At 64.3% G+C, this 25,678-nt stretch carries 23 protein-coding genes; 7 read left to right on the forward strand and 16 right to left on the reverse strand.

What is annotated here, in order from left to right; genetic code table 11:
* Positions 1-37: 37 nt before the first annotated feature.
* The gene (locus MET49242_RS16210) at positions 38-604 is read right to left on the reverse strand and encodes a TIGR02301 family protein (RefSeq protein WP_036284338.1); all 567 of its coding nucleotides are present in this window, start codon (positions 602-604) and stop codon (positions 38-40) included.
* Positions 601-1,215 (reverse strand): pyridoxamine 5'-phosphate oxidase, encoded by a 615-nt coding sequence (pdxH, locus tag MET49242_RS16215; protein WP_036284341.1) that lies wholly within the window; start codon positions 1,213-1,215, stop codon positions 601-603. The genes MET49242_RS16210 and pdxH overlap by 4 nt, the downstream gene beginning before the upstream one ends.
* Positions 1,216-1,280: 65 nt before the next feature.
* On the opposite strand from pdxH, the gene MET49242_RS16220 reads away from it, so the two are divergent.
* The 5 genes from MET49242_RS16220 to ispG all read left to right on the forward strand — a co-directional run bounded on the left by MET49242_RS16220 (position 1,281) and on the right by ispG (position 4,898).
* A complete protein-coding gene (locus tag MET49242_RS16220) occupies positions 1,281-1,763 on the forward strand; it encodes an RT0821/Lpp0805 family surface protein (protein WP_244430838.1) in 483 nt (160 codons plus the stop codon).
* Between the two features lie 2 nt (positions 1,764-1,765).
* Entirely contained in the window at positions 1,766-2,044 is a 279-nt protein-coding gene (locus MET49242_RS16225; protein ID WP_036284345.1) for a hypothetical protein, read from the forward strand.
* A 78-nt stretch (positions 2,045-2,122) separates the two neighbouring features.
* A complete protein-coding gene (locus MET49242_RS16230) occupies positions 2,123-2,419 on the forward strand; it encodes a hypothetical protein (protein WP_036284347.1) in 297 nt (98 codons plus the stop codon).
* Between the two features lie 118 nt (positions 2,420-2,537).
* The gene (locus tag MET49242_RS16235) at positions 2,538-3,497 is read left to right on the forward strand and encodes a DnaJ C-terminal domain-containing protein (RefSeq protein WP_036288420.1); all 960 of its coding nucleotides are present in this window, start codon (positions 2,538-2,540) and stop codon (positions 3,495-3,497) included.
* A gap of 90 nt (positions 3,498-3,587) precedes the next feature.
* Entirely contained in the window at positions 3,588-4,898 is a 1,311-nt protein-coding gene (gene ispG / locus MET49242_RS16240) for a flavodoxin-dependent (E)-4-hydroxy-3-methylbut-2-enyl-diphosphate synthase (protein ID WP_036284349.1), read from the forward strand.
* A 44-nt stretch (positions 4,899-4,942) separates the two neighbouring features.
* Here the strand turns inward: ispG and MET49242_RS16245 are convergent, their stop codons facing one another.
* From MET49242_RS16245 to MET49242_RS16280, 9 genes are all read right to left on the reverse strand, one after another.
* A complete protein-coding gene (locus tag MET49242_RS16245) occupies positions 4,943-5,788 on the reverse strand; it encodes a uracil-DNA glycosylase (protein WP_036284351.1) in 846 nt (281 codons plus the stop codon).
* Positions 5,789-5,851: 63 nt separating this feature from the next.
* Positions 5,852-6,073 carry a YbdD/YjiX family protein gene (locus MET49242_RS16250; RefSeq protein WP_036284353.1) on the reverse strand — a complete coding sequence of 74 codons (222 nt, stop codon included), beginning with the start codon at positions 6,071-6,073 and terminating at the stop codon, positions 5,852-5,854.
* Positions 6,045-8,132, reverse strand: a complete 2,088-nt coding sequence (locus MET49242_RS16255) for a carbon starvation CstA family protein (RefSeq protein WP_036288423.1) — start codon at positions 8,130-8,132, stop codon at positions 6,045-6,047. Before MET49242_RS16255 ends, MET49242_RS16250 begins: the two co-directional genes overlap by 29 nt.
* Before the next feature lie 273 nt (positions 8,133-8,405).
* Positions 8,406-8,570: a hypothetical protein gene (locus tag MET49242_RS25575; RefSeq protein ID WP_158497313.1), complete on the reverse strand. Its 165-nt coding sequence runs from the start codon at positions 8,568-8,570 to the stop codon at positions 8,406-8,408.
* Positions 8,571-8,593: 23 nt separating this feature from the next.
* Positions 8,594-10,360, reverse strand: coding sequence for a TadE/TadG family type IV pilus assembly protein (locus tag MET49242_RS16260; protein ID WP_036284355.1), 1,767 nt, complete (start codon positions 10,358-10,360; stop codon positions 8,594-8,596).
* Between the two features lie 382 nt (positions 10,361-10,742).
* Positions 10,743-14,465 carry a methionine synthase gene (metH, locus tag MET49242_RS16265; protein WP_036284358.1) on the reverse strand — a complete coding sequence of 1,241 codons (3,723 nt, stop codon included), beginning with the start codon at positions 14,463-14,465 and terminating at the stop codon, positions 10,743-10,745.
* A complete protein-coding gene (gene metF, locus MET49242_RS16270) occupies positions 14,462-15,361 on the reverse strand; it encodes a methylenetetrahydrofolate reductase [NAD(P)H] (protein ID WP_036284359.1) in 900 nt (299 codons plus the stop codon). The genes metH and metF overlap by 4 nt, the downstream gene beginning before the upstream one ends.
* Positions 15,361-16,374: a metalloregulator ArsR/SmtB family transcription factor gene (locus MET49242_RS16275; protein WP_036284363.1), complete on the reverse strand. Its 1,014-nt coding sequence runs from the start codon at positions 16,372-16,374 to the stop codon at positions 15,361-15,363. The genes metF and MET49242_RS16275 overlap by 1 nt, the downstream gene beginning before the upstream one ends.
* Before the next feature lie 343 nt (positions 16,375-16,717).
* Entirely contained in the window at positions 16,718-17,131 is a 414-nt protein-coding gene (locus tag MET49242_RS16280) for a hypothetical protein (protein ID WP_144259665.1), read from the reverse strand.
* A 191-nt stretch (positions 17,132-17,322) separates the two neighbouring features.
* Between MET49242_RS16280 and MET49242_RS16285 the strand changes: the two genes are divergently transcribed.
* Entirely contained in the window at positions 17,323-19,362 is a 2,040-nt protein-coding gene (locus tag MET49242_RS16285; protein WP_158497314.1) for an alkaline phosphatase family protein, read from the forward strand.
* 367 nt (positions 19,363-19,729) lie between these two features.
* On the opposite strand, the gene MET49242_RS16295 is transcribed toward MET49242_RS16285, so the two are convergent.
* The 4 genes from MET49242_RS16295 to MET49242_RS16310 form a co-directional block, all read right to left on the reverse strand.
* Positions 19,730-21,691: an acyl CoA:acetate/3-ketoacid CoA transferase gene (locus MET49242_RS16295; RefSeq protein ID WP_036284372.1), complete on the reverse strand. Its 1,962-nt coding sequence runs from the start codon at positions 21,689-21,691 to the stop codon at positions 19,730-19,732.
* Positions 21,692-21,837: 146 nt separating this feature from the next.
* Positions 21,838-22,212 carry a 6-carboxytetrahydropterin synthase gene (locus MET49242_RS16300; RefSeq protein WP_036284375.1) on the reverse strand — a complete coding sequence of 125 codons (375 nt, stop codon included), beginning with the start codon at positions 22,210-22,212 and terminating at the stop codon, positions 21,838-21,840.
* A 114-nt stretch (positions 22,213-22,326) separates the two neighbouring features.
* On the reverse strand, positions 22,327-22,959 hold the full coding sequence (gene queE / locus MET49242_RS16305) for a 7-carboxy-7-deazaguanine synthase (RefSeq protein WP_036284377.1): 633 nt from the start codon (positions 22,957-22,959) through the stop codon (positions 22,327-22,329).
* Between the two features lie 56 nt (positions 22,960-23,015).
* On the reverse strand, positions 23,016-23,393 hold the full coding sequence (locus tag MET49242_RS16310) for a cytochrome c (protein ID WP_144259666.1): 378 nt from the start codon (positions 23,391-23,393) through the stop codon (positions 23,016-23,018).
* Positions 23,394-23,853: 460 nt separating this feature from the next.
* Here MET49242_RS16310 and MET49242_RS16315 point away from each other — a divergent pair, with 460 nt between their 5' ends.
* Positions 23,854-24,744 (forward strand): tetratricopeptide repeat protein, encoded by an 891-nt coding sequence (locus MET49242_RS16315; protein WP_084679157.1) that lies wholly within the window; start codon positions 23,854-23,856, stop codon positions 24,742-24,744.
* A 33-nt stretch (positions 24,745-24,777) separates the two neighbouring features.
* On the opposite strand, the gene MET49242_RS16320 is transcribed toward MET49242_RS16315, so the two are convergent.
* Positions 24,778-25,662, reverse strand: coding sequence for an MBL fold metallo-hydrolase (locus tag MET49242_RS16320; RefSeq protein ID WP_036284380.1), 885 nt, complete (start codon positions 25,660-25,662; stop codon positions 24,778-24,780).
* Positions 25,663-25,678 lie beyond the last annotated feature (16 nt).

The raw sequence follows: 25,678 nt of genomic DNA on the forward strand, positions 1-25,678 counted from the left end.
GCGGCACACCTGAAGGGTTTACCGCTTGTAAAAACCGTTACGGACTTCCGTAGCGATAGGTGATGTCGAGCGACAGCCGCGACGCCTCGTCCAGATAGCGGGAAATCGCGGTTTTCGCATTGGGCGTGCAGACCCGATAGGCGAGTTCGTAGCCGCGAAAACCGCGGTTGAAGGAGGCGATGAATTTGTCCCGGCGCGGGCCGTTCGGCGCCTCGGCGTCGAGGAGGGCGGACATTTTGCCGCGCCAGTCGTCGCCGTCGCCCGCGCCGCAAAGGTCGCGCAGAAAGGACAGCGCCCCGAGCACTTCGGTGAGCCGCGTCATCTGCGCCTCATAGGGCGGGGGCGGCGCCTCGGCGCCCGTCGCGGGTTTGGCGGGCTCGGCGGCCTTGTCGCTTTTGCGGGCCTCGCGCTTCTTCGTCCGGGGCTCGGCGCGCTTCTTCTCCTTCTCCGCCGCGCGGGGAATGTCGCGCGAGGGCCGCGGCGCGGCGCGGCGGGAGGGGCCGTCCGCGCCAAAGAGATCGAGGATCCCCTGCGCGGAAGCCTCCGAGGCGAAGAGAAGCGCCGTCGCGACGGCGAGGGCGGCGGCCCCTTTGCGCCCGATCATGGATACAGCCGCTGCTTGCGCCAGTCCTCGCCCGGCGCGTCGCGGAAGAAACGGACGCGGTCGTGCAGGCGAAAAGGCCGGTCCGACCAGAACTCCATGGCGACGGGCCGGATGCGGAAGCCGCGCCAGTAGGGCGGGCGCGGAATGTCGCCGATGGCGTATTTGGCGGCGTAGGTCGCGACCGACTTCTCCAGCGCGAAACGGCTTTCGAGCGGGCGCGACTGCTGGCTCGCCCAGGCGCCGATGCGGGAGTCGCGCGGGCGGCTGTTGTAATAGGCGTCCGCCTCCGCGTCGCTGACCTGTTCGACGGGGCCGCGCACGCGCACCTGCCGGCGCAGCGATTTCCAGTGGAAGAGCAGCGCCGCCTTCATGTTTCCGGCGAGCTGACGGCCCTTGGCGCTCTCGGCGTTGGTGTAGAAGACGAAACCTTCCGGCCCCCAGTCCTTCAGCAGCACCATGCGCAGGTCAGGCAGGCCGTCGGCGTCGACGGTGGCGATCGCCATGGCCTCGGGATCGTTGAGTTCTTTCTGTTTCGCCTCCTCGAACCACTGTCCGAACAAGGCGAAAGGCTCCACGGCCTCGACAAAGTCACCCGTCGTTAACGCATTCACGCGAAAATCCTCTCTCGACCGCAGCCCCGGGCGCGGCGCGTTTTGAAGGTGGCGCTTTGCAGTTCTTGCGTATCAGACATAACGCCGGCGGCGTGTTTCCTCAATTCCCGCCGGCCGCGCGGATTGCTGCGGCGCTCATGGCCGCAGGCGCCCTTTCCGGCTGCTCCATCGCCATCCCCATGTCCTCCTCCTCCGCCATGTGGAGCGGCGGCGCGGAGGACGTAACCGGCTCGATCCCGAAGCCCGGCGGGCTGAAACTCTCGCGCGCGCTCGACCCGGAGGACCTTCGCCGCGCCGCGGCGGCGATGAGCACGGCGCTCGACCCGCAGGGCAGCGGCGCGAGCGTCAACTGGGACAATCCGCAAACGGGCGCCAGAGGCTCCTTCACCCCCGTCGGCCAAGCCTATCCGCTCGACGGCAAGATTTGCCGCGCCTTCCTCGCCGACGTGACGGCCGACGAAAGCCATGAGAAACTGCAAGGCGCGGCCTGCCGCGAGAAAACCGCCGATTGGGCGCTGACCGAGGTGAAGCCCTTCAGGAAGAGTTGACCATGGACCAGCCCTTCGGCCGCCGGAAGATGATCGCCGCCCTGATCCTGGCCATTGTGGCGATGCCGGTCTTTTTCCTCTCCGTCCGCGCCTTTTCCGCCTGGCGGGCGGGTTACTCCTGGGCCGAGATGGACTGGGACGGCAAGGGGCGCACAACCATCGTCGACTTCCTGAAGGCGGCCGAGATCGGCAAGCGGCCGATTCTGGTCAATGGCCAGCAATGCTTCGAATATTACCTCCATCGCGACCGGCTCGTGGTGAAGACCGTCTGCCCGCGGTAAACCCTTCGGCGTCGGGTTTCGGAACAGGATCAACTCCCCGCGCGTTGAATTTGCAAGAGCGCAAACGCGAGGGTTCAGATGAAGATACAGGCGTCAAACCTCGGCAAGGCCGAAATCGAGCAGGCCCTGATTTCGCCGACCGCCGTCTTCGACCTCCCGTCCGAAGTGGTGGAGGCGACGACCCTCACCCAAGTCCAGAAAATCGAAATACTGAAGCGCTGGGAGCTCGACGCCCGCGCCCTGAGCCGCGCGACGGAGGAGAACATGCCCGGCGGCGAGCCCCCGCTGCTCGACGAGGTCAACGCCGCGCTCGCGGTCGTCGATCCGGAAGGCAAGTCGCTGGAAGAATTCGATAAAGCCCCCACGAAACTTTGACGGGGCCTGCTCTTCGATCTGAACGCTTGCGTCAGCCCCGCGCTTCTCCCAAATATTAGATGAGACATTTGCGCCTGCGCCGCTTCGGGCGGGCGCCATCATGGGCTACTGGACAGACATGCGCGATCCTTATGACGTTCTAGGCGTATCCAAATCGGCGAGTCCCGCCGACATCAAAAAGGCCTATCGCCAGCTCGCTAAAAAGTATCACCCCGACCGAAACAAGGACGACGTCAAGGCGAAGGAGCGCTTCGCGGAGATCAATTCGGCCTATGAGATCGTCGGCGACGAGAAGAAGAAGGCCCAGTTCGACCGCGGCGAAATCGGCGCGGACGGCAAGCCGCGCGGCTTCGAGGGCTTCGGCGCGGGCGCCGGGCCGGGCGGATTCTCGCGCGGCTGGCGCGGCGGCGCAGGCTCCGGCGGCGAGCAGCATTTCGAATTCAATTTCGGCGGCGGCGGACCGGGTGCCGGCGGCGGCGGTTTCGATCCCGCCGACCTCTTCGCCGATCTCTTCGGCGGGCGCGGCCGGCGCGCGGCGCCGACACGCGGCGAGGACGTCGTGGCGACAGCCACCGTGCCGCTGGAGACCGTCGCCCATGGCGGCGCGGCGCGGGTCATCCTGCCGAGCGGCCGCACGCTGGAGGTGAAAATTCCCGCCGGCGTCGACGACGGCCAGCAGATCCGCCTGCGCGGCCAGGGCCAGCCCGGCGCGCGCGGCGGAGAGCCGGGCGACGCGCTTGTGACGGTGAAGGTCGCCGCGCACCCCTCCTTCAAGGTCGATGGCCGCGACCTGCGGCTGGAGCTGCCCGTCACTGTCTACGAGGCGGCGCTCGGCGCGCGGGTGCAGACGCCCACGCTTGACGGCAAGGTGGAGCTCGCCGTGCCCCCGGGCTCCAACGGCGGGCGCGTGCTCCGTCTGCGGGGCAAGGGCCTGCCGGCCTCGGAGGGCAAGATTGCGGGCGACCTCTATGTGTCGCTGAAGATCATGCTGCCCGAAACAACGGGCGCCGATTTCGAGGCGAAGATGCGGGAGCTGCGGGACGTCCATCCCTACGATCCGCGCCGGAAGATGGGCTGAGCCGGCGACGCTGTCGGCTGTCCGAGCTTGACCCGCGGCCCATTCCGCGCGACCTAGTGCGAAATTCGCAATGGAGCCGTGACGAGAGCCATGAACGACAGCGTTACGACCGACGCCCCCGAGACCCGCCTGCCCGACCCCGTTTCCGCCGAGCCCGCCGCGCGCAAGCGCACCTGCGCCGTGACCATCGGGACTGGCGCCGGAGCTGTCACCGTCGGCGGGGACGCACCCATCGTCGTGCAGTCCATGACCAACACCGACACGGCCGACATCGAGTCGACCGTGGCGCAGGTGACGGCGCTGGCGCAGGCGGGCTCGGAGCTCGTCCGCATCACCGTCGACCGCGACGAGGCGGCGGCGGCCGTGCCGCACATTCGCGAGAAGCTGGACCGGAAGGGAATCAACGTCCCGCTCGTCGGCGACTTTCACTACATTGGCCACAAGCTTCTCGCCGATCATCCGGCCTGCGCCGAGGCGCTGGCCAAATATCGCATCAATCCCGGCAATGTCGGCTTCAAGGACAAGAAGGACAGGCAGTTCGGCGCAATCGTGGAGCTTGCGGCGAAGCACGACAAGGCCGTGCGCATCGGCGCCAACTGGGGCTCGCTCGACCAGGAGCTGCTGACGCATCTCATGGACATCAACGCCGCCTCCGACCGGCCGATCGACGCGCGCGCGGTGACGCGCGAGGCTCTGGCCCGTTCGGCGCTGATCTCCGCCGCCCGGGCCGAGGAGATCGGCCTGCCGAAGAACCGCATCGTGATCTCCGCCAAGGTCTCGGCCGTGCAGGACCTCATCGCCGTCTATCGCATGCTGGCGGCGCGCAGCGATTATGCGCTGCATCTGGGCCTGACCGAAGCCGGCATGGGCACAAAGGGCGTCGTCGCCTCGGCCTCCGCGCTCGGCGTGCTGCTGCAGGACGGCATTGGCGACACGATCCGCGTCTCGCTGACGCCCGAGCCCGGCGGCGACCGTTCGCTCGAGGTGCGCGTGGCGCAGGAAATCCTGCAGACGATGGGTTTCCGCACCTTCGTGCCGCTCGTCGCCGCCTGCCCGGGCTGCGGCCGCACCACATCGACCGTATTCCAGGAGCTCGCCCGCGACATTCAGGAGCATATTCGCGAGCGCATGCCCGTCTGGCGCGCGCAATATCCGGGCGTCGAGTCGCTCAATGTCGCGGTGATGGGCTGCATCGTGAACGGCCCCGGCGAGTCGAAACACGCCGACATCGGCATTTCGCTTCCCGGCACCGGCGAGACGCCGGCGGCGCCGGTGTTCATCGACGGCAAGAAGGCGATGACGCTGCGCGGCGAGGGCATCGCCGAGGAATTCACCCGCATCGTCGACGATTATGTCGTGCGCCGCTTCGGCGGCGTGAAGGAAGGCGAGGCGGCGGAGTAGTTTTCGTCCCTCCTCCGTGAAGGAGGCGGTGGGCGAGCGGCTGATCAGCTTCGCAAGAGAGCCGCCGCCGCGCGCAAATCACGCCACGCGGCGGGCTTGAGGCCCGCGCTTTTCAGCATCGCGTCGAGGCTCGAAAAAACAAATGCGCGCGCGGCGTGATCGCCGCAGCGGACATCGAAACATTTGCCGCGCAGCTTCGCGAGCGGCTCGCCCGTCTCCAGCATGATCCGCGCCGGTGCCTCGCCGAAGAGCAGCAGAACCTCGGGCCGCGCGAGCTCCACATGACGGCGCGCGAAAGGCGCGAAGACCGCCATTTCCTGCGGCGTCAGCGCCTTGTCCCCAGGCGGCCGCCAGGGCGAGACATAGGCGAGACGCGCGCTCCCGCGATCAAGGCCGATCGCCGCGAGCATATTGTCCAGAAGCTTCGCGCGCTCGCCGCTGAACGCCGCTCCGCCGGATTCCTCCGTCGCGCCCGGCGCGGCGTCGAAGGCCATCAGCCGCGCGCCCGGCGCCCCCGCGCCGAACAGGAAATGCCGCGCCATGTCGCGAAACGGCGCATGGGGAAAATCCGCGAGGCGGGCGGCGAGATCATCGAGATCGCGCGCGGCCGCCGCCGTCGCCTCGGCGGCGCGGGCGGCTTCATCGGGAGGGGCGATCAGCGTCTCGGGACGGGCGCGCCGCGGCGCGGGCGTCAACGGCGCCCGTGGCTCGCCGCGTTCGACGGCCCGGGAGGGCGGCGGCGGCTCGGAAACCGCTGTCGGCGCCCGCGCACTGTCGGCGTAGCGGTCGTGCGGCGAGTCGTCGAGCGCGAAATCGGCGCCGCTCTCGACATACCAGTCGAGCAGCGCGAGGAGCGCTTCACGCGTTTCGGGCGGATGAGCGAGGGACATGCGCCAGCTTACCCCACCCTTCCCTCGAGGGGGAGGGTCGAACGCGTGCGCGACGACGATCCGTCAGCAGCACCGGAACGCGCGTTCTCCGTCCACGCCGAAACGCGCATTTTCCCGCGCGCGGAAAAACTCCTCGCGCGTCATGACCGGCTGGCCGTCGTGGCGTGCGCGGACATGGGCGACATAGGCGTCATAGTCGCCCTGCCCCACCATCAGCCGCGCGCCGTCGCGCAGCTTTCCGGCGAGCCGCGCGAGATCAAGCACGGGCAGGCTGCAACATTTCATCTTCCGTCTCCCGGGTGGTGACGACGTCGCAGGCGCGGGCGTGGCGAATGGCGGCGAGCGCGAAGCCGAGCATGGCGAGCACGAGCGCGATGTAGATCGCGCAGAGACTGGCGTCGATGTAGTCGTTGAAGATCACGCGCTGCATTTCGGAAAGCGTCTTCGCCGGCGCGAGCAGCTGCTCCTTGTCCGCCGCCGCGGCGAATTTCCTTGCGTGAGCGAGGAAGCCGATGCGCGGATCGTCATGGAAGATTTTCTCCAGCCCCGCCGTCATGGTGCAGATGTAGAGCCATGTCGCCGGGACGATGGCGACGAAGGCGTAGCGTTCGCGCTTCATGCGGAACAGCACGACGACGCAGAGCGTCAGAGCGATGGCTGCGAGCATCTGATTGGCGATGCCGAAGAGCGGCCAGAGCGTGTTGATGCCGCCCAATGGATCGATGACGCCCTGATAAAGGAAATAGCCCCAGCCGGTGACGGCGACGCCTGTCGCGACGAGATTGGGCGTCCACGCCTGGGTGTGACGGAAGGACGGAATGAAAGTTCCGACGAGATCCTGAATCATGAAGCGCGCGACGCGCGTGCCGGCGTCGATCGTGGTGAGGATGAACAGCGCCTCGAACAGGATCGCGAAATGATACCAGAAGGACATGGCCGTCGAGCCGCCGACGACCTTGGAGAGAATATGCGCCATGCCGACGGCGAGCGTCGGCGCGCCGCCTGTGCGCGAGAGAATGGTCTTCTCGCCGACTTCCGCCGCAACGCCCGACAATGTTTCCGGCGAAACCGCAAAGCCCCATGAGGAGATCGCCGCAGCCGCGGCCTCTGGCGTCGCGCCGATGACGGCGGGCGCGCTGTTCATGGCGAAATAGACGCCGGGCTCCAGCACGCTCGCGGCGATCAGCGCCATGACGGCGACGAAGCTCTCCATCAGCATCGCGCCATAGCCGATGAAGCGCGTCTGCGTTTCGTCGGCGATCATCTTCGGCGTCGTGCCGGAAGAGACGAGCGCGTGAAAACCCGACACTGCGCCGCAGGCGATGGTGATGAAAAGGAAGGGGAAGACGCTGCCGGCGAATACCGGACCCGTGCCATCGATGAAGCGGCTCACAGGCGGCATCCGCAAATCGGGCCAGACGATGAAAATGCCGAGCGCGAGCGACATGATCGTGCCGATCTTGAGGAATGTCGACAGATAGTCGCGCGGCGCAAGCAGCAGCCATACCGGAAGAACGGAAGCGACGAATCCATAGCCGATGAGCATGAAGGCGAGCGTCTCGCCCCGATACGTAAACAGGGGCGCGAGCGTCGCGCTCTCCGCGACCGTGCGGCCAAAGGCGATGCTCAGGAGCAGCAGCGCGAAGCCGATGATCGACATTTCGCCGATGCGATGCGGACGGATGTAGCGGCCATAGACGCCCATGAAGACGGCGATGGGAAGCGTCGCGAAAACGGTGAAGGCGCCCCAGGGGCTGTCGGCGAGCGCCTTGACGACGACGAGCGCGAGCACCGCGAGCAGAATGATCATTATCGACAGAATGCCGATCATGGCGACGACGCCGGGAATCGGCCCCATCTCGGTCTTGATCAAATCGCCGAGCGAGCGCCCGTCTCGGCGCGTCGAAATGAAGAGAACGAGAAAGTCCTGCACCGCTCCCGCGAAGATGACGCCGGTCAGCAGCCACAGCGTTCCCGGAAGATAGCCCATCTGCGCCGCGAGCACGGGGCCGACGAGCGGGCCGGCGCCGGCGATGGCCGCGAAATGATGGCCGAACAGAACCCATTTGTCGGTCGGCACATAATCGAGACCGTCGTTGCGCCGATGCGCGGGCGTGCGCCGCGCGGGGTCGAGCCCGAGCACCGTGTCGGCGATGAAACGCGAATAGAAACGATAGCCGATGGCGTAGACGCCGATCGCCGCCGTGACGAGCCACATGGCGTTGACGGGTTCGCCGCGCACGGTGGCGAGCGTGTAGAGCGCGTAAAGCGCCAGCGCAAAGACAGCCGCCCAGGCGGCGAGTGAAACGGGTGAGTGGCGGCGGACGGAATCAAGGCGCGTCATGCATAGGCCCCGGCGATCGTGCAAAATCGCCGAAAATCCAGCAAAGACGCGATCTTCGCGGGCGGCGACGGCTTGGCGAGCCGTCACATTAAGAGAGCGCTGCTTTTGCTTCAACTGCGGCGAGCGCCGAAAAAATGCGGCGCGCCCCGCGAAGGAGGCGCGCCGTTTCCGAAATGCAAGGTTGTTTTTCAATCAAGCCGCCATTGCTCGCTCGCCATCCCGTGTATTCAAAAATCAACCGGAGGTGAGAGACACCAGGCGGCGACCGCCATGTTACTGGGCTTCGCTGCCCGAATGGCCGTCGCTGCCTTCATCGACAGGGGCGCTGTAATCGTCGTTTCCGTGGCCGTTATCCCAGTAGTGATCGTCGGCAAAAGCCGGGGCGACCGGGACAGCGAAGGCGGCAAGAAACAGGGACAGCAGCAGAAATTTTTTCATGGGCGTTACTCCGGTTGCATTGATTACTGAGAGAGGCGCAGCTTGCCGAGGCCGATTCCGATCGAGGAGAAGGCCGCGTTGAGCTGATTGGCGTTTTCGACCGCGAAATAGTGATCGACATTCGTCGCACAGCTTTTCAGCAATTCGAGGCCCTGCGCGTCGATCGGGTCCGTCGAGGTCGAGAAGCCGATGGTGAAGACTTCGACGCCGGCGTTCTTGGCGTTCGTGCAGGCCTGCAGCGTCAGTTCATCCTGGGCGTCGCGAGCCGTCGCGAGATAGCTCGAATTGGAGTTCCTCGCCGCCTTCAGCGCGTTCTGGTAATCGACGCGATCGCCCCTGGAGCCGTCCGGCAGCCGCAGGTTCTTCTCGCCGTTGTAAGTGTAGTAGCCGAGCGCTTCGTAATCCGAGCCGACGACAGTGTTGGGATAGGCGCCCCAATGGTTGAAGCCATCGGTCATGAAAACCATGACCTTGCGGTTGTTGGACGTGGCGTAGGGCCGGCCAGCGGCGAAGGGACCGTTGGGGGAAATGGTGCGCCATCCCCACATGAAGCCTTCCTGCAGGTTGGTGTTGCCGTTCGCCACCAGCTGGTCGATCTTGTTCTTGATCGTCGTCTGCGACGTGGTCAGTTGCAGCAGTCTCTGGGTCGTATGGTCGGGGCAGAAGGCGTTTGGCCCAAAGAAGCTCGTCGGACCATAATTGCCGCTCTTCGCCGCGGTCGGCTTGTATTTGCAGACATGCGTCAGCTTGCTCCAGCTGCCGCTCGCTGTGTCGGAGCAGGTGTAGGTGGTCGTCGAACCGTAATAGGTCCTGGTCGTGACGCCGCCATTGTCGTCGATATAATTGTTGTTGTCGTATCCGCTCGGCTCGTCCGGCGCGAGATAAGGCACGAACTGCGTCTCCGGATCGCTCGACGACACGACGATGTCCTGCACATTTTTCGGATAGGCGGGCGCCTCGAAGCAGCCGCGCCAATCCATGGCGCTGTTGCGCTGCTTGAGCTTATTGAAAATGTCGAAACGGTTGTTGAAGCCCTGCGCCGCCGCGGCGGCCTTGGCCGTCGACGGCGTCAGGCTGCCATTGCCGAAGACGAGCCAGTGCTGCGAATTGTCGCCCTCTGTGTCGATCCAGGGCAGCGTGCGATTGGCCGCGACCGTCGGATCGACCGCGACGACCGCGCCGGCGAAAGGCGTGACCGAGAACTGCACGCGGTCGGGCGCCTTGGCGAACATCGTATCAACGAAGCTCTTGGCGGCGGTCTTCAATGCGGAAATTTTCGTCACGCTGCCGTCGCTCGACAACATCGAGCCCGAATTGTCGACGACGAGCGCGACTTCATATGTCGCGTTGGGATTGGCGCCCCAGGCGAGATCGGCGCAGGACGTCACGCTCGGCGTCAGCGACGTTACGCGCGCCATCTGCATGAAGGAATTCTGGATCGTGACCTCCGAGGTCGCGCAGAACGTCTGCTTCGTGGTCGCGATGGAGGCGGTCGTGATGCTCGCCGTCGACATGCGGGGTTGCGCGTTGAGAATGACCTGCGCCTGGGCCTTCGCCTGCGCGTCGGTCGTGGTCGCGGTCAGCTTCGAGGCGACTGTCAGCACCGCCACGTCGGTGGCTTGCCGCAAGGCCGAACGCGTCGTGGCGTAACGCGTGTAATCCGCCGTGGCGCCGAGCATGAACATGACGGGGACGAGGCCGAGGCCGAAAACCATGCCGACATTGCCGGACTCGTCGGCGCCAAATGATTTCTTCTGCTGCGGCTTTTGCGAATGCGCGTCGGTAATCATCCTAACCCCCAACAGTCCATTCCTGAAATGGCGTGTTCCTCATGAACGCGCTCAAAGTTCATGGAGGGAGTTAAAGGCGAAAGCGGAGCAATTGGAATCGACGACTGTCGACAGCGTATGCGGCCTGTGTACGAATTGCGCGCGATTCGACGAATATTTTAAGAGTTCTTTTAGAAGCGCGGCCGGCGGCGCTTCGTTAACAATTCATTGAATGGATCGATAAGCGCCTTGAATCGCTGCGCTTCTGACAAATCCACATAATTGTGCGCGAACACTGTCGAGCGCCAATTTCCAGCTAACTATTCATAAACCGTATGAGTTGCGCGGTCGCGTCCTCGGCAGGTCGAACGGCGCCGCGAGCGTGTCGCGGCGCCGTTTTTCGTTACTCGGCGGCTTCTGCAGTCGCCGGCTCGTAATTAAGGATCGGCGCCAGCCAGCGCTCCACTTCCGAAACGGCCATGCCCTTGCGCCGCGCGTAATCCTCGACCTGATCGCGCTCGACCTTGGCGACGCCGAAATAATGCGCCTTAGGATTCGCGAGATAGAGCCCGCTGACCGACGCCGCCGGGGTCATGGCGAAACTCTCGGTGAGCTTCACGCCCGTGCGCTTCTCGACGTCGAGCAGCCGGAACAGCGTCTCCTTTTCCGTATGATCGGGTTGCGCCGGATAGCCCGGCGCGGGACGAATGCCGGCGTAAGGCTCGTTGATGAGTTCATTCGGCGCCAAGGCTTCCTCTTTCGCATAGCCCCAGAACTCGCGCCGCACGCGCTCGTGCATGCGCTCGGCGAAAGCCTCCGCGATGCGGTCCGCGAGCGCCTTCACCATGATCGAACCATAGTCGTCATTGGCGCGGGCGTAGCGTGCGGAAATCTTCTCCTCCTCCGCGCCGGCGGTGACGACGAAGGCGCCGACATAATCGCCCTTGCCGCTCTCCTTCGGCGCGACGAAATCGGCAAGCGCGATATTCGCCTTGCCGTCGCGCTTGCCGAGCTGCTGGCGCAGCGTGAAGAAGGTCGCGATTTCCTCGTTGCGGGACTCGCCGTTGTAAAGCGCAATGTCGTCGCCGACGGCGTTCGCCGGCCAGAAGCCGATGACCGCTTTCGGCGTGAACCAGCGTTCGTCGACGATGCGCTTCAGCATCGCCTGCGCGTCGTCATAAAGCTGGCGCGCCGCTTCGCCGCGCTCGGGATCGTCGAGCAGCGCTGGATAGCGGCCCTTGAACTCCCATGTCTGGAAGAAGGGCGTCCAGTCGATATAGGGAACGAGCTCCCCAACGTCATAGCTCGCGAATGCGCGCGCGCCGAAGAAGCTCGGCTTCGCCGGCTCGAAAGCGGACCAATCGATCCTGTAGTGATTGGCCCGCGCCTGCGCGAGCGTGACGCGCTGCTTCTCGGCCTGCGCGCGCGCATGCGCTTCCGCGACGCGCTCATATTCCGCGCGCGTCTCGGCGATATAGTCGCCGCGCGTCTTTTCGGAGACGAGCGCCTGCGCCACGCCGACCGCGCGGCTCGCGTCGGTGACATAAACAGCCTGCCCGCGACGATAATTCGGGTTGATCTTCACCGCGGTGTGCACGCGGCTCGTCGTCGCCCCGCCGATGAGCAGCGGCATGTCGAGCCCCTCGCGCTCGAGTTCGGCGGCGACGAAGCACATCTCGTCGAGCGAGGGCGTGATGAGGCCGGAGAGGCCGATGAGGTCGACCTTCTCCTTCTTGGCGGTTTCGAGAATCTTCGCAGCCGGCGTCATGACGCCGAGGTCGATCACCTCGAAATTGTTGCAGCCGAGAACGACCCCGACGATGTTCTTGCCGATGTCGTGAACGTCGCCCTTCACCGTGGCGAGCAGGATCTTGCCGGCGGTGGAGCGCTCGCTCTTGTCGGCCTCCATGAACGGCATGAGATAGGCCACGGCCTGCTTCATCACGCGAGCGGACTTCACGACCTGCGGCAGGAACATCTTGCCCTGTCCGAAGAGGTCGCCGACGACATTCATGCCGTCCATCAGCGGACCTTCGATCACGTCGAGCGGACGCGACGAGCGCTGACGCGCCTCTTCCACATCCGCCTCGATATAATCCGTGACGCCATTCACCAGCGCATATTCGAGACGCTTCTCGACGCTGTGCTCGCGCCACGCGGCGTCCTTCTCCTGGGTTTTCGCGCCGCCGCCCTTGAATTTCTCCGCGGCCTCGACGAGTCGCTCGGTCGCGTCCTTGCGGCGGTTCAGCACCACGTCTTCGCAAAGTTCGCGCAGCTCGGGATCGATCTCCGCATAGACCGCGAGCTGGCCGGCGTTGACGATGCCCATGTCCATACCCGCCTGAATGGCGTGGTAGAGGAACACGGAGTGCATCGCCTCGCGCACGGGTTCGTTGCCGCGGAAGGAGAAGGAGAGGTTCGATACGCCGCCCGAGACATGGGCGTAGGGCAGTTCGCGCTTGATGACGCGCGCGGCCTCGATGAAATCGACGCCGTAATTCTCATGCTCCTCGATGCCCGTCGCCACCGCGAAAATGTTCGGGTCGAAGATGATGTCCTGCGGCGGGAAGCCGACCTGTTCAGTGAGTATCTTGTAGGCGCGCGCGCAGATCTCCGTCTTGCGGGCGAGCGTATCGGCCTGGCCTGTTTCATCAAAGGCCATGACGACGACAGCGGCGCCGTAGCGGCGGACCTTCTGGGCCTCTTGAATGAACTTCTCCTCGCCTTCCTTCAGCGAGATAGAGTTGACGACGCCCTTGCCCTGCAGGCATTTCAGGCCCGCCTCGATCACCTCGAACTTGGACGAGTCGACCATCACCGGCACGCGGGCGATGTCGGGCTCCGCTGCAAGCAGGTTCAGGAAGTCGATCATCGCCTGCTGCGAATCGAGCAGGCCCTCGTCCATGTTGACGTCGATGACCTGCGCGCCATTGGCGACCTGATCGCGCGCGACGTCGAGCGCCGCCGTGTAATCGCCATTGGTGATGAGCTTGCGGAACTTGGCCGAGCCCGTGACATTGGTGCGTTCGCCGACATTGACGAAGGGAATGTCCTTCGTCAGCGCGAAGGGCTCGAGGCCCGAGAGGCGCAGCATCGGCTCGATCTTCGGCACGACGCGCGGCTTCATGCCCTTCACCTTCTGCGCGATGGCGCCGATGTGATCGGGTGTCGTGCCGCAGCAGCCGCCGAGAATATTGACGAGCCCGGCCGAGGCGAATTCGCCGACGAGCTCCGCCATATATTCGGGGCTCTCGTCATAGAGGCCGAATTCATTCGGCAGGCCGGCGTTCGGGAAGGCGCAGACGCGCGTATCGGCGATACGGCCGATCTCCGCAATATGCTGACGCATCTCGCGGGCGCCCAGCGCGCAGTTGAAGCCAATCGAAAACGGCTTGGCGTGGGCGAGCGAATTCCAGAAGGCGACCGAGGTCTGACCAGAAAGCGTGCGGCCCGAGAGATCGGTGATCGTGCCGGAGATCATGATGGGGAAGCGCGTGCCGACTTCGTCGAAGGCGTCTTCGAGCGCATAGATCGCCGCCTTGGCGTTCAGCGTGTCGAAGATCGTCTCGACGAGCATGATGTCGGCGCCGCCGTCGATGAGGCCGAGCGCGGCTTCCCTATAGGCGGCGCGCAGCTCGTCGAAAGTAACGGCGCGGAAGCCGGGATTCGACACGTCCGGCGAAATGGAGGCGGTGCGGTTCGTCGGACCCATCGATCCGGCGACGAAGCGGCGCACGCCGGTCTTCGCCGCGACTTCATCGGCCGCCGCGCGCGCGAGTTTCGCGCCTTCGCGATTGAGCTCGAAGGCGAGATGCTCGAGGCCATAGTCGGCCTGCGCGATCGTCGTCGAGGAGAAGGTGTTGGTCTCGATGATGTCGGCGCCGGCCTCGAGATACTGGATATGGATCGCCTTGATCGCCTCGGGCTGCGTGAGGATCAGGAGGTCATTGTTGCCGCGCAGATCCTTCGGGTGATCCCTGAAGCGCTCGCCGCGGAAATCGCTTTCCTCGAATTTGTGGCGCTGGATCATCGTGCCCATGGCGCCGTCGAGGATGAGGATGCGGCTCGACGCCGCTTCTTCGAGCGCCTTGAGAATCCTGGGTCCGTAAGCTTTGTCGAGGGTCATGCGTCTACTTTCTCGCGAACGGGACGAACGCCGAGCAGATGGCAAATGGCGAAAACGAGATCTGCGCGGTTGTTGGTGTAAAAGTGAAATTCATTGACGCCGGCGCGGGCGAGGCCCATCACCTGCTCGACCGCGGTGGTCGCCGCGACGAGCGCGCGTGTCTCTGGATCCTCGTCGAGACCCTCGAAACGCTCGGCGACCCAACGCGGCACGCTCGCGCCGGCCTTTTGCGCAAAGCCGGCAACCTGCCGGAAATTGCGGATCGGCATGATGCCGGGGACGATGGGAATCGTGATTCCCCGCGCGCGCGCCCTGTCGAGAAACCGGAAGTAGATGTCGTTGTCGAAGAAGAATTGCGTGATGGCGCGCGTCGCCCCCGCGTCGATCTTCGACTCCAGCGCGTCGAGATCCTGCTCGATCGAGGCGCTTTCTGGATGGCCTTCGGGATAGGTCGAAACTGAAATCTCGAAATCATGCAGACGGCGAATACCGCGCACGAGATCGGAAGACGAGGCGTAGCCATTGGGGTTCGCCTCGAATTTCGTGCCGACGCCCGTCGGCGGATCGCCGCGCAGGGCGACGATGTGACGGACGCCCGCGTCCCAATAGCCGCGCAGAATTTCATCCGTCTCTTCCTTCGAGGAGGAGACGCAGGTCAGATGCGCGGCGGGCTTCATCTGCGTCTCGCGGGCGATGCGCGTGACGATGTGATGGGTGCGCTCGCGCGTCGAGCCGCCGGCGCCATAGGTGACGGAGACGAAATGCGGATTGAGCGCGGCGAGCCGCTTCACGGTCTCCCAGAGCTGCGTCTCCATCTCCGGCGTCTTCGGCGGGAAGAATTCATAGGAGATGTTGAAGCGACCCCGGGTCGCGGTGGGATGGAGCGCGTTGAACATCAGGCGGTCTCGTAGGAAGAAGCAGGAACGGGATCGGCAATGACGCGCGGGTCGCGCGCGAGCCAGAGAGACACGGTGAGCTTGGCGCCCTCCTTCGCGTCCGGCGCGAGCTCGCGGTGGAGAATCGTCTCCAGCCCCGCCTGGCGAAGAAGCCCGACGATCTCGCTCTCCGAAAAGCCGAGGCGGCGATGGGCGTGCTTGTCGCGCAGCGCTTCCTCGTTGTGAGGCGCGAAGTCGACAACGAGCAGTCGGCCGCCGGGCGCGAGCACGCGCGCCGCCTCGCGCAGCGCGCGCGCGGGATCGTCGAGATAATGCAGCACCTGATGCATGATCGCGAGATCGACCGAATTGCGCTCGATGGGCAGCGCATAGATGTCGCCCTGGCGCAGCTGAACATTGCGCAGGCCGGTTTCCTCGAGCCGCCCGCGCGCGACGGCGAGCATGGCCGAGGAGAGATCGACGCCGATGGCGCGCTCGGCGAGCGGGGCAAAAAGCTCGAGCATGCGGCCCGCCCCGGCGCCGAGATCGACGACGCAGCGGACGGGCCTGTCGCCGACGGCGTCCCGCATCGCCTCCTCGACCAGCGCCTCCGGCACATGCAGGGAGCGGATGTCGTCCCATTCGGCGGCGTGGGCGGCGAAATATCGGGCCGCGTTTTCGGCGCGGGCGTGGCGCACCTCGGCGAGACGCGCCTGATCCTCGGAAAGGATCGAATCATGCTGGTCGAGCCAGGCGACGATGTCGCGGGCGAGCGCGCCGGCGCCGCCGGCCGGGGAGAGCCGGAAAAACGCCCAGGCCCCCTCGCGACGGCGCTCGACGAGGCCGGCCTCGACAAGGAGCTTGAGATGGCGCGACACGCGCGGCTGCGACTGGCCGAGGATCGTGACGACTTCGCTGACAGTGAGCTCCGACTGCGCAAGAAGCGCGAGCAGGCGCAGCCGCGTCTCTTCGCCGGCGGCGTTGAGCGCCGCAATCGCCGGCTCCAGCCGTAAGGTGGTGTTGGGGCCGATCATTCAATCCTCACATGAGACATAAAGATATCTATATACGTTGATCAATACTCGCGCAAGCGACAAAATTCGTGCTCACGAATTGGGCGCGCCTGCTTCAACTTGTCACTTGACCAGAATCGAAAGCGGGTTCATCCTTTTCTTATATCGCACCTGCCTCCCCCGGTTGGAGACCGAAGGCAGGGCCGCTCGGGCGGGACCTCGATGCGGACGCGGTATCAGGAACCGCCGTTGGACTCCCCTGTCACCGGCGAGGCCGAAGCAACGATGTTGCGAGAGGAGCATGACGCCACCGGGTCAGATCGTTTGACCGGCGTTTGGTTCCGGTCAAGTCGGAAAGCCAGGCTCAGCGCTGCCTGACAAATTCCGAACCGCTCAAATATTCTCTCCATGACTGAGGACAGCCCGCCACGAAGGCCAAGTAGCGGGCGACCCATGTGAAGCTGGAAAAATCCCAGATACGTTTCCCTAGAGGAAGCAAATCGGCCCCGTGCGCCTCAGGCGACGGGGCCTTCACTTTTTTCACGCCACTTTGGCCGGAGCGTTCTACGTTTTGCTGGACGCAGCACCGGGCCGGGTGAATCTTTTTGGCGTTCGTGCGGTTCGATAGATTTTGCAAATCGAACGTTATTACGCGGGATGCCTTCCACGCTGCATTTTCCGGCTGTTTGGCATCCGGCGCCTCATCCTGATCACAGATGGCTCGATCGGGCCGAAGTCGGTCGAATATGGCGGGCGGCGTCATGCTGGACTCGATCATGGTCTGATCGATCAACGCCGGGCATGGCGGATAACGGCATGGCTAGTTGACTCGGCAGAGAGTCGCATTCCATGATACGTGTTGCCGACACTCAATATTCGCGGCGCATGCGGCAAAATCTCAAAAATTCCAGAAACTTTTACAGCAATAATGGGAATACGGAAATGTCGGTCCAGCTGAATAGCCGTTCTGTGAAAATTTTTGGGGTGATTGCGGCGGCGTGCATCGTCGCTTTCGACAGCAGCAGCGCATTGGAATCGGGGGCAGAATCCGCTCGCCACGGCGCGACCCGCACACCAATCGAACATCTTATCGTCGTTGTCGGCGAGAATCGGGGCTTCGACAATGTGTTCGGCGCCTATGTCCCACCCGATCCGACGCAGACAGTCTGGAATCTGCTGTCGCTGGGGATCGTTGACAGAGCCGGTTTGCCGGGACCCAATGCGGCGCTCGCGCGACAGCAGCAAGCAACCGACACGAGCTTTTTTCAGCTGGCTCCGACCCGGACCGGCGCGCCGTCGTCCTTGCCGCAACCCAGCACCACGCTCAACGCGTTGCCGGCCTCGCCCTGTTTACTGTCGCAGCTCTATACGAAGCTCGGCAAAAATCCCTCGGGAGTGCTGTTTTGCACTGACACCGGCCTGTTGCCGCTCGACCAGATCCTGCTTTCGAAAGGAGGAACCGGTCAGCTGTTCTATGATCCGACGTTGAACGCCTATCCGGTTCCGGATTGCCGTTATCCGACCCATCTGCCGAACGCCCCCTATTCACTCGTGGGGGCTTCGACATTGAATCATTGCCCGTCGCCTCCCTTCATCAAACCGGTGATCACGCCTACCCAGTTCAGCGACAACACCGGCGATCCCGTGCACCGCTTTTTTCAGATGTGGCAGCAAAACGATTGTCGCAGTTCCGCGATCTCGAGAAAAAATCCCAGCGGATGCTTGGGTGATCTCTATGTCTGGGTCGCGACGAGCGTCGGATGGCAAATCACTCGGGACGGAAAACCGCCGACCAACGCCCAGGCCACGTTCCAGGGCGCGGTCCCGATGGGCTTTTACAACATGGCGGCCGGCGACTACCCGTATTTTCGGTCGCTCGCTGAAAGATACGCGATCAACGACAACTACCATCAGTTCATCATGGGCGGGACGGGAGCGAATTCGCAGTCCATCCTGACCGCCGACGTCTACTATTTCACGGACAGCAAAGGGAATCCGGCGAAGCCTCCAGCGGAGCTGATCGAGAATCCGAACCCCCGGCCCGGCAGCAATAATTTCTATACGCACGCCGCTCCCGGCGCCGTCGACCCGGGCAACACCAGCACCGGCGGGCTCGTCAATTGCTCCGATATGACGCAACCGGGCGTGAAGGCGATCCGGCAATATCTGAGGTCGCTGCCATACCGGGCGTTCAATGACGGCAACTGCGCGCCCGGCCGCTATTACCAGGTGGATAATGAGTATCCGAGCTACAACCGCCTCGGCGGCCCGAACACCCTCGGCAATGAATTTCCCGCCGGCCCCGCCTTCGCGATCGGTCCACAGACGATTCCAACGATCGGCGACACCCTCGCCGCAAAAGGGGTCTCATGGAAATATTACGGCGGCGGCTTCAATCGGGCTGCCGATCCGCCGCTCGCGAACTCGCTCTATTGCGCAATCTGCAACGGCTTCCAGTATTCGCGCTCGATCATGACCGGTCCGCTGAAGAACAACCTCAAGGACTTCAACTCGTTCCTCAGCGACGTGCGCGGCGGCGACCTGCCTGCGGTCTCATTCGTCAAACCCGACTTGCTCCTCGACAGTCATCCGGGCACTTCCACGCCGCCGCTTTTCGAGGCGTTCGTGAAACGCGTCGTCGAGGCTGTCCAAAAAAATCAGTCGATCTGGCGGAACACCGCGATACTGATCACCTTCGACGAAGCGGGAGGCTACTATGACTCGGGTTATATCCAGCCGATCGACTTTTTTGGCGACGGGCCGCGCACGGTGATGATCGCGATTTCCCCCTATGCGAAAACCGGCATGGTCGACCATACTTATTCCGATCACGCATCGATCGTTAAGTTCATCGAGCGCAACTGGAATCTGAAACCGCTGTCGTCACGCAGCCGCGACAATCTGCCGAATCCGATAGCGCTCCCTTCGGCGCCCTATTTTCCGACCAACAAGCCGGCGATCGGCGATTTGATGAACATGTTCGACTTCCCCCGCGCGTCCGAGCATTAAACTTTCTAATGGACGCGCCGGGGGCTGGCCGGTTTTGTTCCGAATTCAAGAGGGTTGCCGCGAGGCGGATCATGGCGCGAGAGCCATGCTCCGCCTCGCGTCGCATGGGGATGCTTTTGAATCCCTGGACTGTGGTTGTGAAGTTCCCGGCGGGCGGCGCCATGGAATTTCGGCGTCGCTCCGAGGCGGCCTGCTTTCGCAGGGCGCCGGGGATCCAAGACCCTGCTTACGCATTCGTGGATATTGGCGGCAGTCGCGCGGCTGTCGAAGATCAGCCCGCCCAAAGCCAGGCCGCTTGGATGAGCGGTGAAACGCCGGCGGCGCGAAAAAGGCCGGGCGCGCGAAACGCCCGGCCCGAGGGCGCGGCTTAGACTGACGCCTTTTCTTCCTCATTGGCCACGACCTGCAGGAAGGTCTCGGCCGCCTCGCGACGCTCGAAGACATGCGGCTGCAGGCCGCGCTTGGCCATCGCCTCCTTCATCTTCATTCGGGCGAAGGCGCTCGTCGCATAGCGGGTGGTCGTCAGATAATAGTGCTGGCTCAGATATTCGATCATCTCGGCGTAATCGTCGTAAAGCGCCTCGTTGATCCGCGCGCCGTCGTGGTTGACGACCGAATTGACGCGCTTGCCCACCTTCTGACAGGCGGCGATGAGCGCGTTGCGCATTTCGTCGATGTCCTTCTTCGTGCGCGCGTTCCAGCCCTCGAGATTGAGGAAGAGAATATTGCGCGCGGCGTCGTAGGTGATGCGCTGATCGAGATTGAGATTGATCAGGTCGTTCAGGAGGCCCATCGGCTCGTCGATGAAGATGCGCCTGTCCATCGGCTGCGGGTCGTTGATGATCGGCTTGAAGTCCATGAACGGCAGGATGTGCTTGTCGATGTCGATGCCCGGCGCGACCTCGATCAGTTCGAGACCCTTGTCCTTGAGCTGGAACACGCAACGCTCGGTCACGTAATAGACCGGCTGCTTGCGCTTCTGGGCGAACTTGCCGGAGAAGGTGATCTGCTCGACGAAGTTCAGGAACTTCTTGTTGCGGCCTTCCTGCGCAATGTTGACCTTGCCGTCTGCGATCTCGACGCGCAGGCCGCCATTGGTGAAAGTGCCGGCGAAGACGACGAGGCGCGCGTTCTGGCTGATGTTGATGAAGCCGCCGCAGCCATTGAGGCGGCCGCCGAATTTCGAGGTGTTGACGTTGCCCTGCACGTCGGCCTCCGCCATGCCGAGGCAGGTCATGTCGAGGCCGCCGCCGTCGTAGAAGTCGAACTGCTGGTTCTGCTGGATGATGCAGTCGGCGTTGGTCGCGGCGCCGAAGCTGGAGCCCGAGGCGAGAACGCCGCCGATGGCGCCGGCTTCCGTCGTCAGCGTGATGTAGGGCGTGACCTTTTCCTCATTGGCGACGGCCGAGATGCCCTCCGGCGCGCCGACGCCGAGGTTCACCACGCCGTTCGGCGGCAGCTCGAAGGCGGCGCGGCGCGCGATGACCTTGCGCTCGTCGAGCGGCATCTTGGCGAGCTTCTCGACGGGGACGCGGACTTCGCCCGCGAGCGCCGGATTGTAGATCACGCCATAGTTCATGCGGTGCATTTCCGGCGGATCGGCGACGACGACGGCCGACACCAGAACGCCCGGAACGTGCACGTCCTTGGGCTTGATCGAGCCCTGTTCGACGATGCGCTCGACCTGCGCGATGACGATGCCGCCATTGTTGTGGGCGGCCATGGCCTGGGCGAGGTTGTCGAGGACCAGCGCCTCCTTCTCCATGCTGATGTTGCCGGAGGGGTCGGCCGATGTGCCACGGATGAAGGCGACGTCGATCTTGGTGGCGATATAGAACAACCACTCCTCGCCCTGGATATTATGGTACTTGACCATATCCTCCTTGGTTCGCTCGTTCACCTTGCCGCCGCCGAAGCGCGGATCGACATAGGTGTAGAGACCGACCTTGGAGAAGAGCCCCGGCTGACCCGAGGCGCAGGCGCGGTAGAGCTGCGAGATGACGCCCTGCGGCAGGTTGTAGCCGCAGATCTTTTCTTCCTGGGCCGCCTGGGCGACCTTGGGCATGCGTCCGAAATTGGCGGCGATGACCCGGCGCAGAAGGCCCTCGTGATGGAAGCGGCCGGTGCCGAGGCCCTTGGAGTCGCCGGCGCCGGCGGTCATGATGAGGGTCAGGTCGCGGGGATGCTGGGTCTCGACGTAGCGCTTCTCCAGCGCGGCGTGCAGGGCCTCCGGGATACAGCTCTGGACGAAGCCCGTGGTGGTCACGACGTCGTTGTCGCGAATGAGCGCAATCGCCTCGTCGGCGCTGATGACCTTGTTGTTCGCCATGTCCTTAGGATTCCCTCGTCGCTCCACTCTCTTATGCGGGCGCCCGTCGCGTCGCCGCCCCGGTGGATGCTGTGCTCAAATGACGGGCGCAAGCGTAGAGACCGCGTTCCGCTTTCGCAATAGCGGCGATCCGCCGCATGCGAAATCTAGTCGCCGCGATAGACGCATCCCTCGAAGCAGCTGTCGCGGAACAGCCCCACTTCGTAAAGGCCCGGGAGCGACGGCGCGAGATCGCGCCAGATATAGACGCAAAGGTTCTCAAGCGTCGGCTTGCCGAGCCCTTCAAGATCATTGAGGAAGGAGTGGTCGAGCCTTTCGCGCAGCTCCGCGAGGCGTCGGCCGAGCTTGCCGAGGTCCATCACCCATTCCTCTCCGGCGTTCCGCTCGCCGCGCAGCGTCACGCGCAGCCGGAAGGAGTGACCGTGCAGATTGCGGTACTTGCCGCCCTCCGGGGCCTCCGGATCGTAAAGCGCGTGCGCCGCCTCGAAATAAAGCTCGCGATAGACCTCGAAACTCGCCACGTCGATTAATCCTTTCCCGCCGCCCGCGGACGCCGCGGCCGTCGGACCCCTCGCATAAGCTCGGCGTCGCTTCGCTCCTAAACCAACGCCATGGATTTCGGTCAACCGGGGCTTCTACCTCACCCCGATCATCTTGTGCGTCTGCAGCGACAGGCGCCAGCGCGGATGCGCCAGGCAATAGTCGACCGCCGCCTTCGTATTGCGCACAATTTCCGGCCCGTCCATGGGCTGCAGCAGAAAATGCCGAAAGTCGAGCCGCTCGAATGTCGCAGGATCGACGCCGGGCTGCGGATAGACGAGCTTCAGCTCGCTCCCGCTGGTCTGGACGATCGGCGCGCCCGCCTTGGGCGAGACGCAGATCCAGTCGATCCCCGGCGCCGCCGCAATCGTGCCATTGCTTTCGATCGCGATCTCGAAGCCCTCGTTGTGGAGAGCGTCGACCAGCGCGGGGTCTACCTGCAGCATCGGCTCGCCGCCGGTCAGCACGATGAAGCGGTCCTCGTCGTCCGCTCCCCAAATCGCCACGAGGTGGTCGGCGAGTTCTCGCGCGCCGGGGAATTTGCCCCCGCCTTCCCCGTCGACCCCGGTAAACTCAGTGTCGCAGAAATTGCAGGCGGCCTCGGCGCGATCCTCCTCTCGCCCGCTCCAGAGGTTGCAGCCGGCGAAGCGGCAGAAGACGGCGACGCGGCCGGCGTTGACGCCCTCGCCCTGCACCGTCCTGAAAGCTTCCTTGACGAAATAAGCCATTTGCCCGCCGCTCTAGCGCTTCGGCGGGCCCCGAGTCCAGCGCGACGAGCGGAATCTCAGCCCTTTTTCGGAAGCTCCTCGTCCTTCCCGTCCGGCTCCGCCGGCTGGGGCCGCGGGTCGAGGCTGCGGATATAGGTGACGATGTCGTCGATCTCCTTGCGCGAGAGATGCATGTCGGGCATCGGCGGATGCGGGTCGATGAGGAAGTTCGCGAGCTGCTTCCGGTCGGCGCGCCGCCGGGCGATGTCGAAGAAGGAAGGCGCGTCGGCGTTGGCGGCGGTCTGGTCCTTCACGACGACATGACAGCTGGAGCACCAGCGCTTCGATATGACAGCGCCGCGATTTGCGTCGCCCGCCAGGGCCGGCGCGGCGGCCGCGCCGAGAATCGCGCTGGTGAAAAAGGCGACGGTCAGCGCGTGGTTAAAGAAAGCCATTCCTCATTCCTTGTCCGGGGGCGCGGATGCGACGTCGATTCGACCTCCCGCGCGCCGGCCGATGAAAGCATAAGTCGAGCTTCAAGAGAATCTCGGCGAAGCCCGTGTGGGCGCGTTACGCGGACGCAGCATGAAATGAATTGGTAAACACGATAGTTTCAATTTTGAGATCGATGCATTTTCGCAACACTCATTGTGCCTTCCTTGCAACACCAGAAAACATTGAGAGCAGGCTGATCGAATCCGCCCTGAAAGCCCCTTTTCAGCCATAAAAGCTGCGCTAAGGTCATCTGGTCACTTGCTCATCCAAGACGCGGAGACAATCGCCGGCAGCGTTCCCGCTCCGGGGAAGAGAAACCGTTTTTCCGCTGCGCGCGAGGATGGTGGTCGAGTTTCGGCATTCGGTTCGGGCGTGGGCGCCGGTTCACGGCGGTTTTGGGTTGAGAAAGTCGGATCGGTTATGGTCGGGTCTGCGAAAAGAAACGTTTTTTCCGCCGCATCGCAAAAACTGAAGCGCGCTGCGCTCCCGGCCGGCCTCTTCGCCGCAAGTCTCGGCATGCTTGTGACCGCCTTCGTCGATCCGGCTCCGGCCCTCGACGCCCCGGCTGCGCGCTCGGCGCCCGAGAGGACGCCGCTGCCCATGTTCAAGGACCCGCGCGCGGCCCTGCGCGCCGGCATAGAGAGCTATCACGCCGGCGACCCCGCGACCTCGGTCACGGCCCTGAGCTACGCCGCCGACGGCGGCGAGCCGCTCGCGCAATGGAAGCTCGGCCGCATGTACGCCGAAGGCGACGGCGTGACGCGCGACGACGCCAAGGCCTACGACTATTTCTCGAAGATCATCGAGCATTTCGCCGATGACGAGCCGGATCCGCGCGAACGCTCCATGGCGGCGAACGCCTTCGTGGCCGTCGGGCTGTATCTGCGCGACGGCGTCTCGGCCGCGAAGATCGAGCCCGATCTCGACCGCGCCTTCGAGCTCTTCCGCTATGCGGCGACCTATTTCCGCAACGCGGACGCGCAATATCAGCTGGCCCGCATGTATCTCGACGGCGTCGGGGTAAAGAAGGACCTGCGCCAGAGCGTGAACTGGATGGAGCTCGCCGCCCGCAAGGGACATCCGCAGGCCCAGGCCATCCTCGGACGAATGATCTTCAACGGTGAAGCCGGCGGCGCGGCCCAGCGGCCGCGCGGCCTGATGTATCTGACGCTGGCGCGCGACGCCGTTTCCGGCTCGGCCAGCGAGCAGTGGATCGTGGACCTCCACGCCAAGGCGCTGGACACGGCGAGCGAGGCCGACCGCAAGGCGGCGGTCGCAATGCTCGAAGATTATCTGCGCGAGCGCAACTGAGGCGCGCCCGCGCCTTCTTCGAACTGGCCGGCGTTATTGCCGGCCAGCCGATCCCCTGAATTTCACCGGGATTTTCAGGCGCCGCACGCCGTCGGCGCTGGCGGGCGGGAAGTTTCCGGCGCGAATATTGACCTGTACTGACGGCAGCAACAGCCGGGGCGCCGCGAGCTCGCGGTCGCGCGCCTTGCGCGAGGCGACGAATTCCTCTTCGCTCACGCCGTCCCTGATCTGCACATTTTTCGCGCGCTCCTCGGCGACGGTCGTCTCCCAGAGATAGACGTCGCGACCGGGCGCCTTGTAGTCGTGACACATGAAGAGCCTCGTCTGCGGCGGTAACGCCAGCAGGCGGCAGATCGAATGATAGAGCGCGCGGGCGTCGCCGCCGGGGAAATCGGCCCGCGCGGTCCCGTAATCGGGCATGAACAGCGTGTCGCCGACGAAGACCGCATCGCCGATCTTGTAGGATATGTCCGCGGGCGTATGGCCGGGCGTGAACAGGACCTCGACCTCCAGTTCGCCAAGCAGGAATTTCTCGCCATCGGCGAATAGCCGGTCGAAATCGGCGCCATCCGGCTTCAGATCATCCGCCTCGAAGATGGGCCGGAAAATCTTCTGCACCTCGGTGATCTTCTCGCCGATGCCGATTTTCGCGCCCGTCGCCGCCTTCACGACCGGCGCGGCCGAAAGATGGTCGGCGTGGGCGTGCGTCTCCAGAACCCATTCGACCGTCAGGCCCTGATCGCGCGCGGCGGCGAGGATGGCGTCGATGGAGCGCGAATCGGCGACGCCGCCGCCCGGCTCATAATCGAGCACGGGGTCGATGATCGCCGCCTTTTTCGTCGCGGGGTCGGAGACGAGATAGGTGATGGTGAAGGTGGGCTCGTCGAAAAAGGCCTGGATATTCGCCGCCTGAGCCATGTTCTGGCCTCCCGTC

This window comes from Methylocystis sp. ATCC 49242, assembly GCF_000188155.2.
Lineage (GTDB): Bacteria > Pseudomonadota > Alphaproteobacteria > Rhizobiales > Beijerinckiaceae > Methylocystis.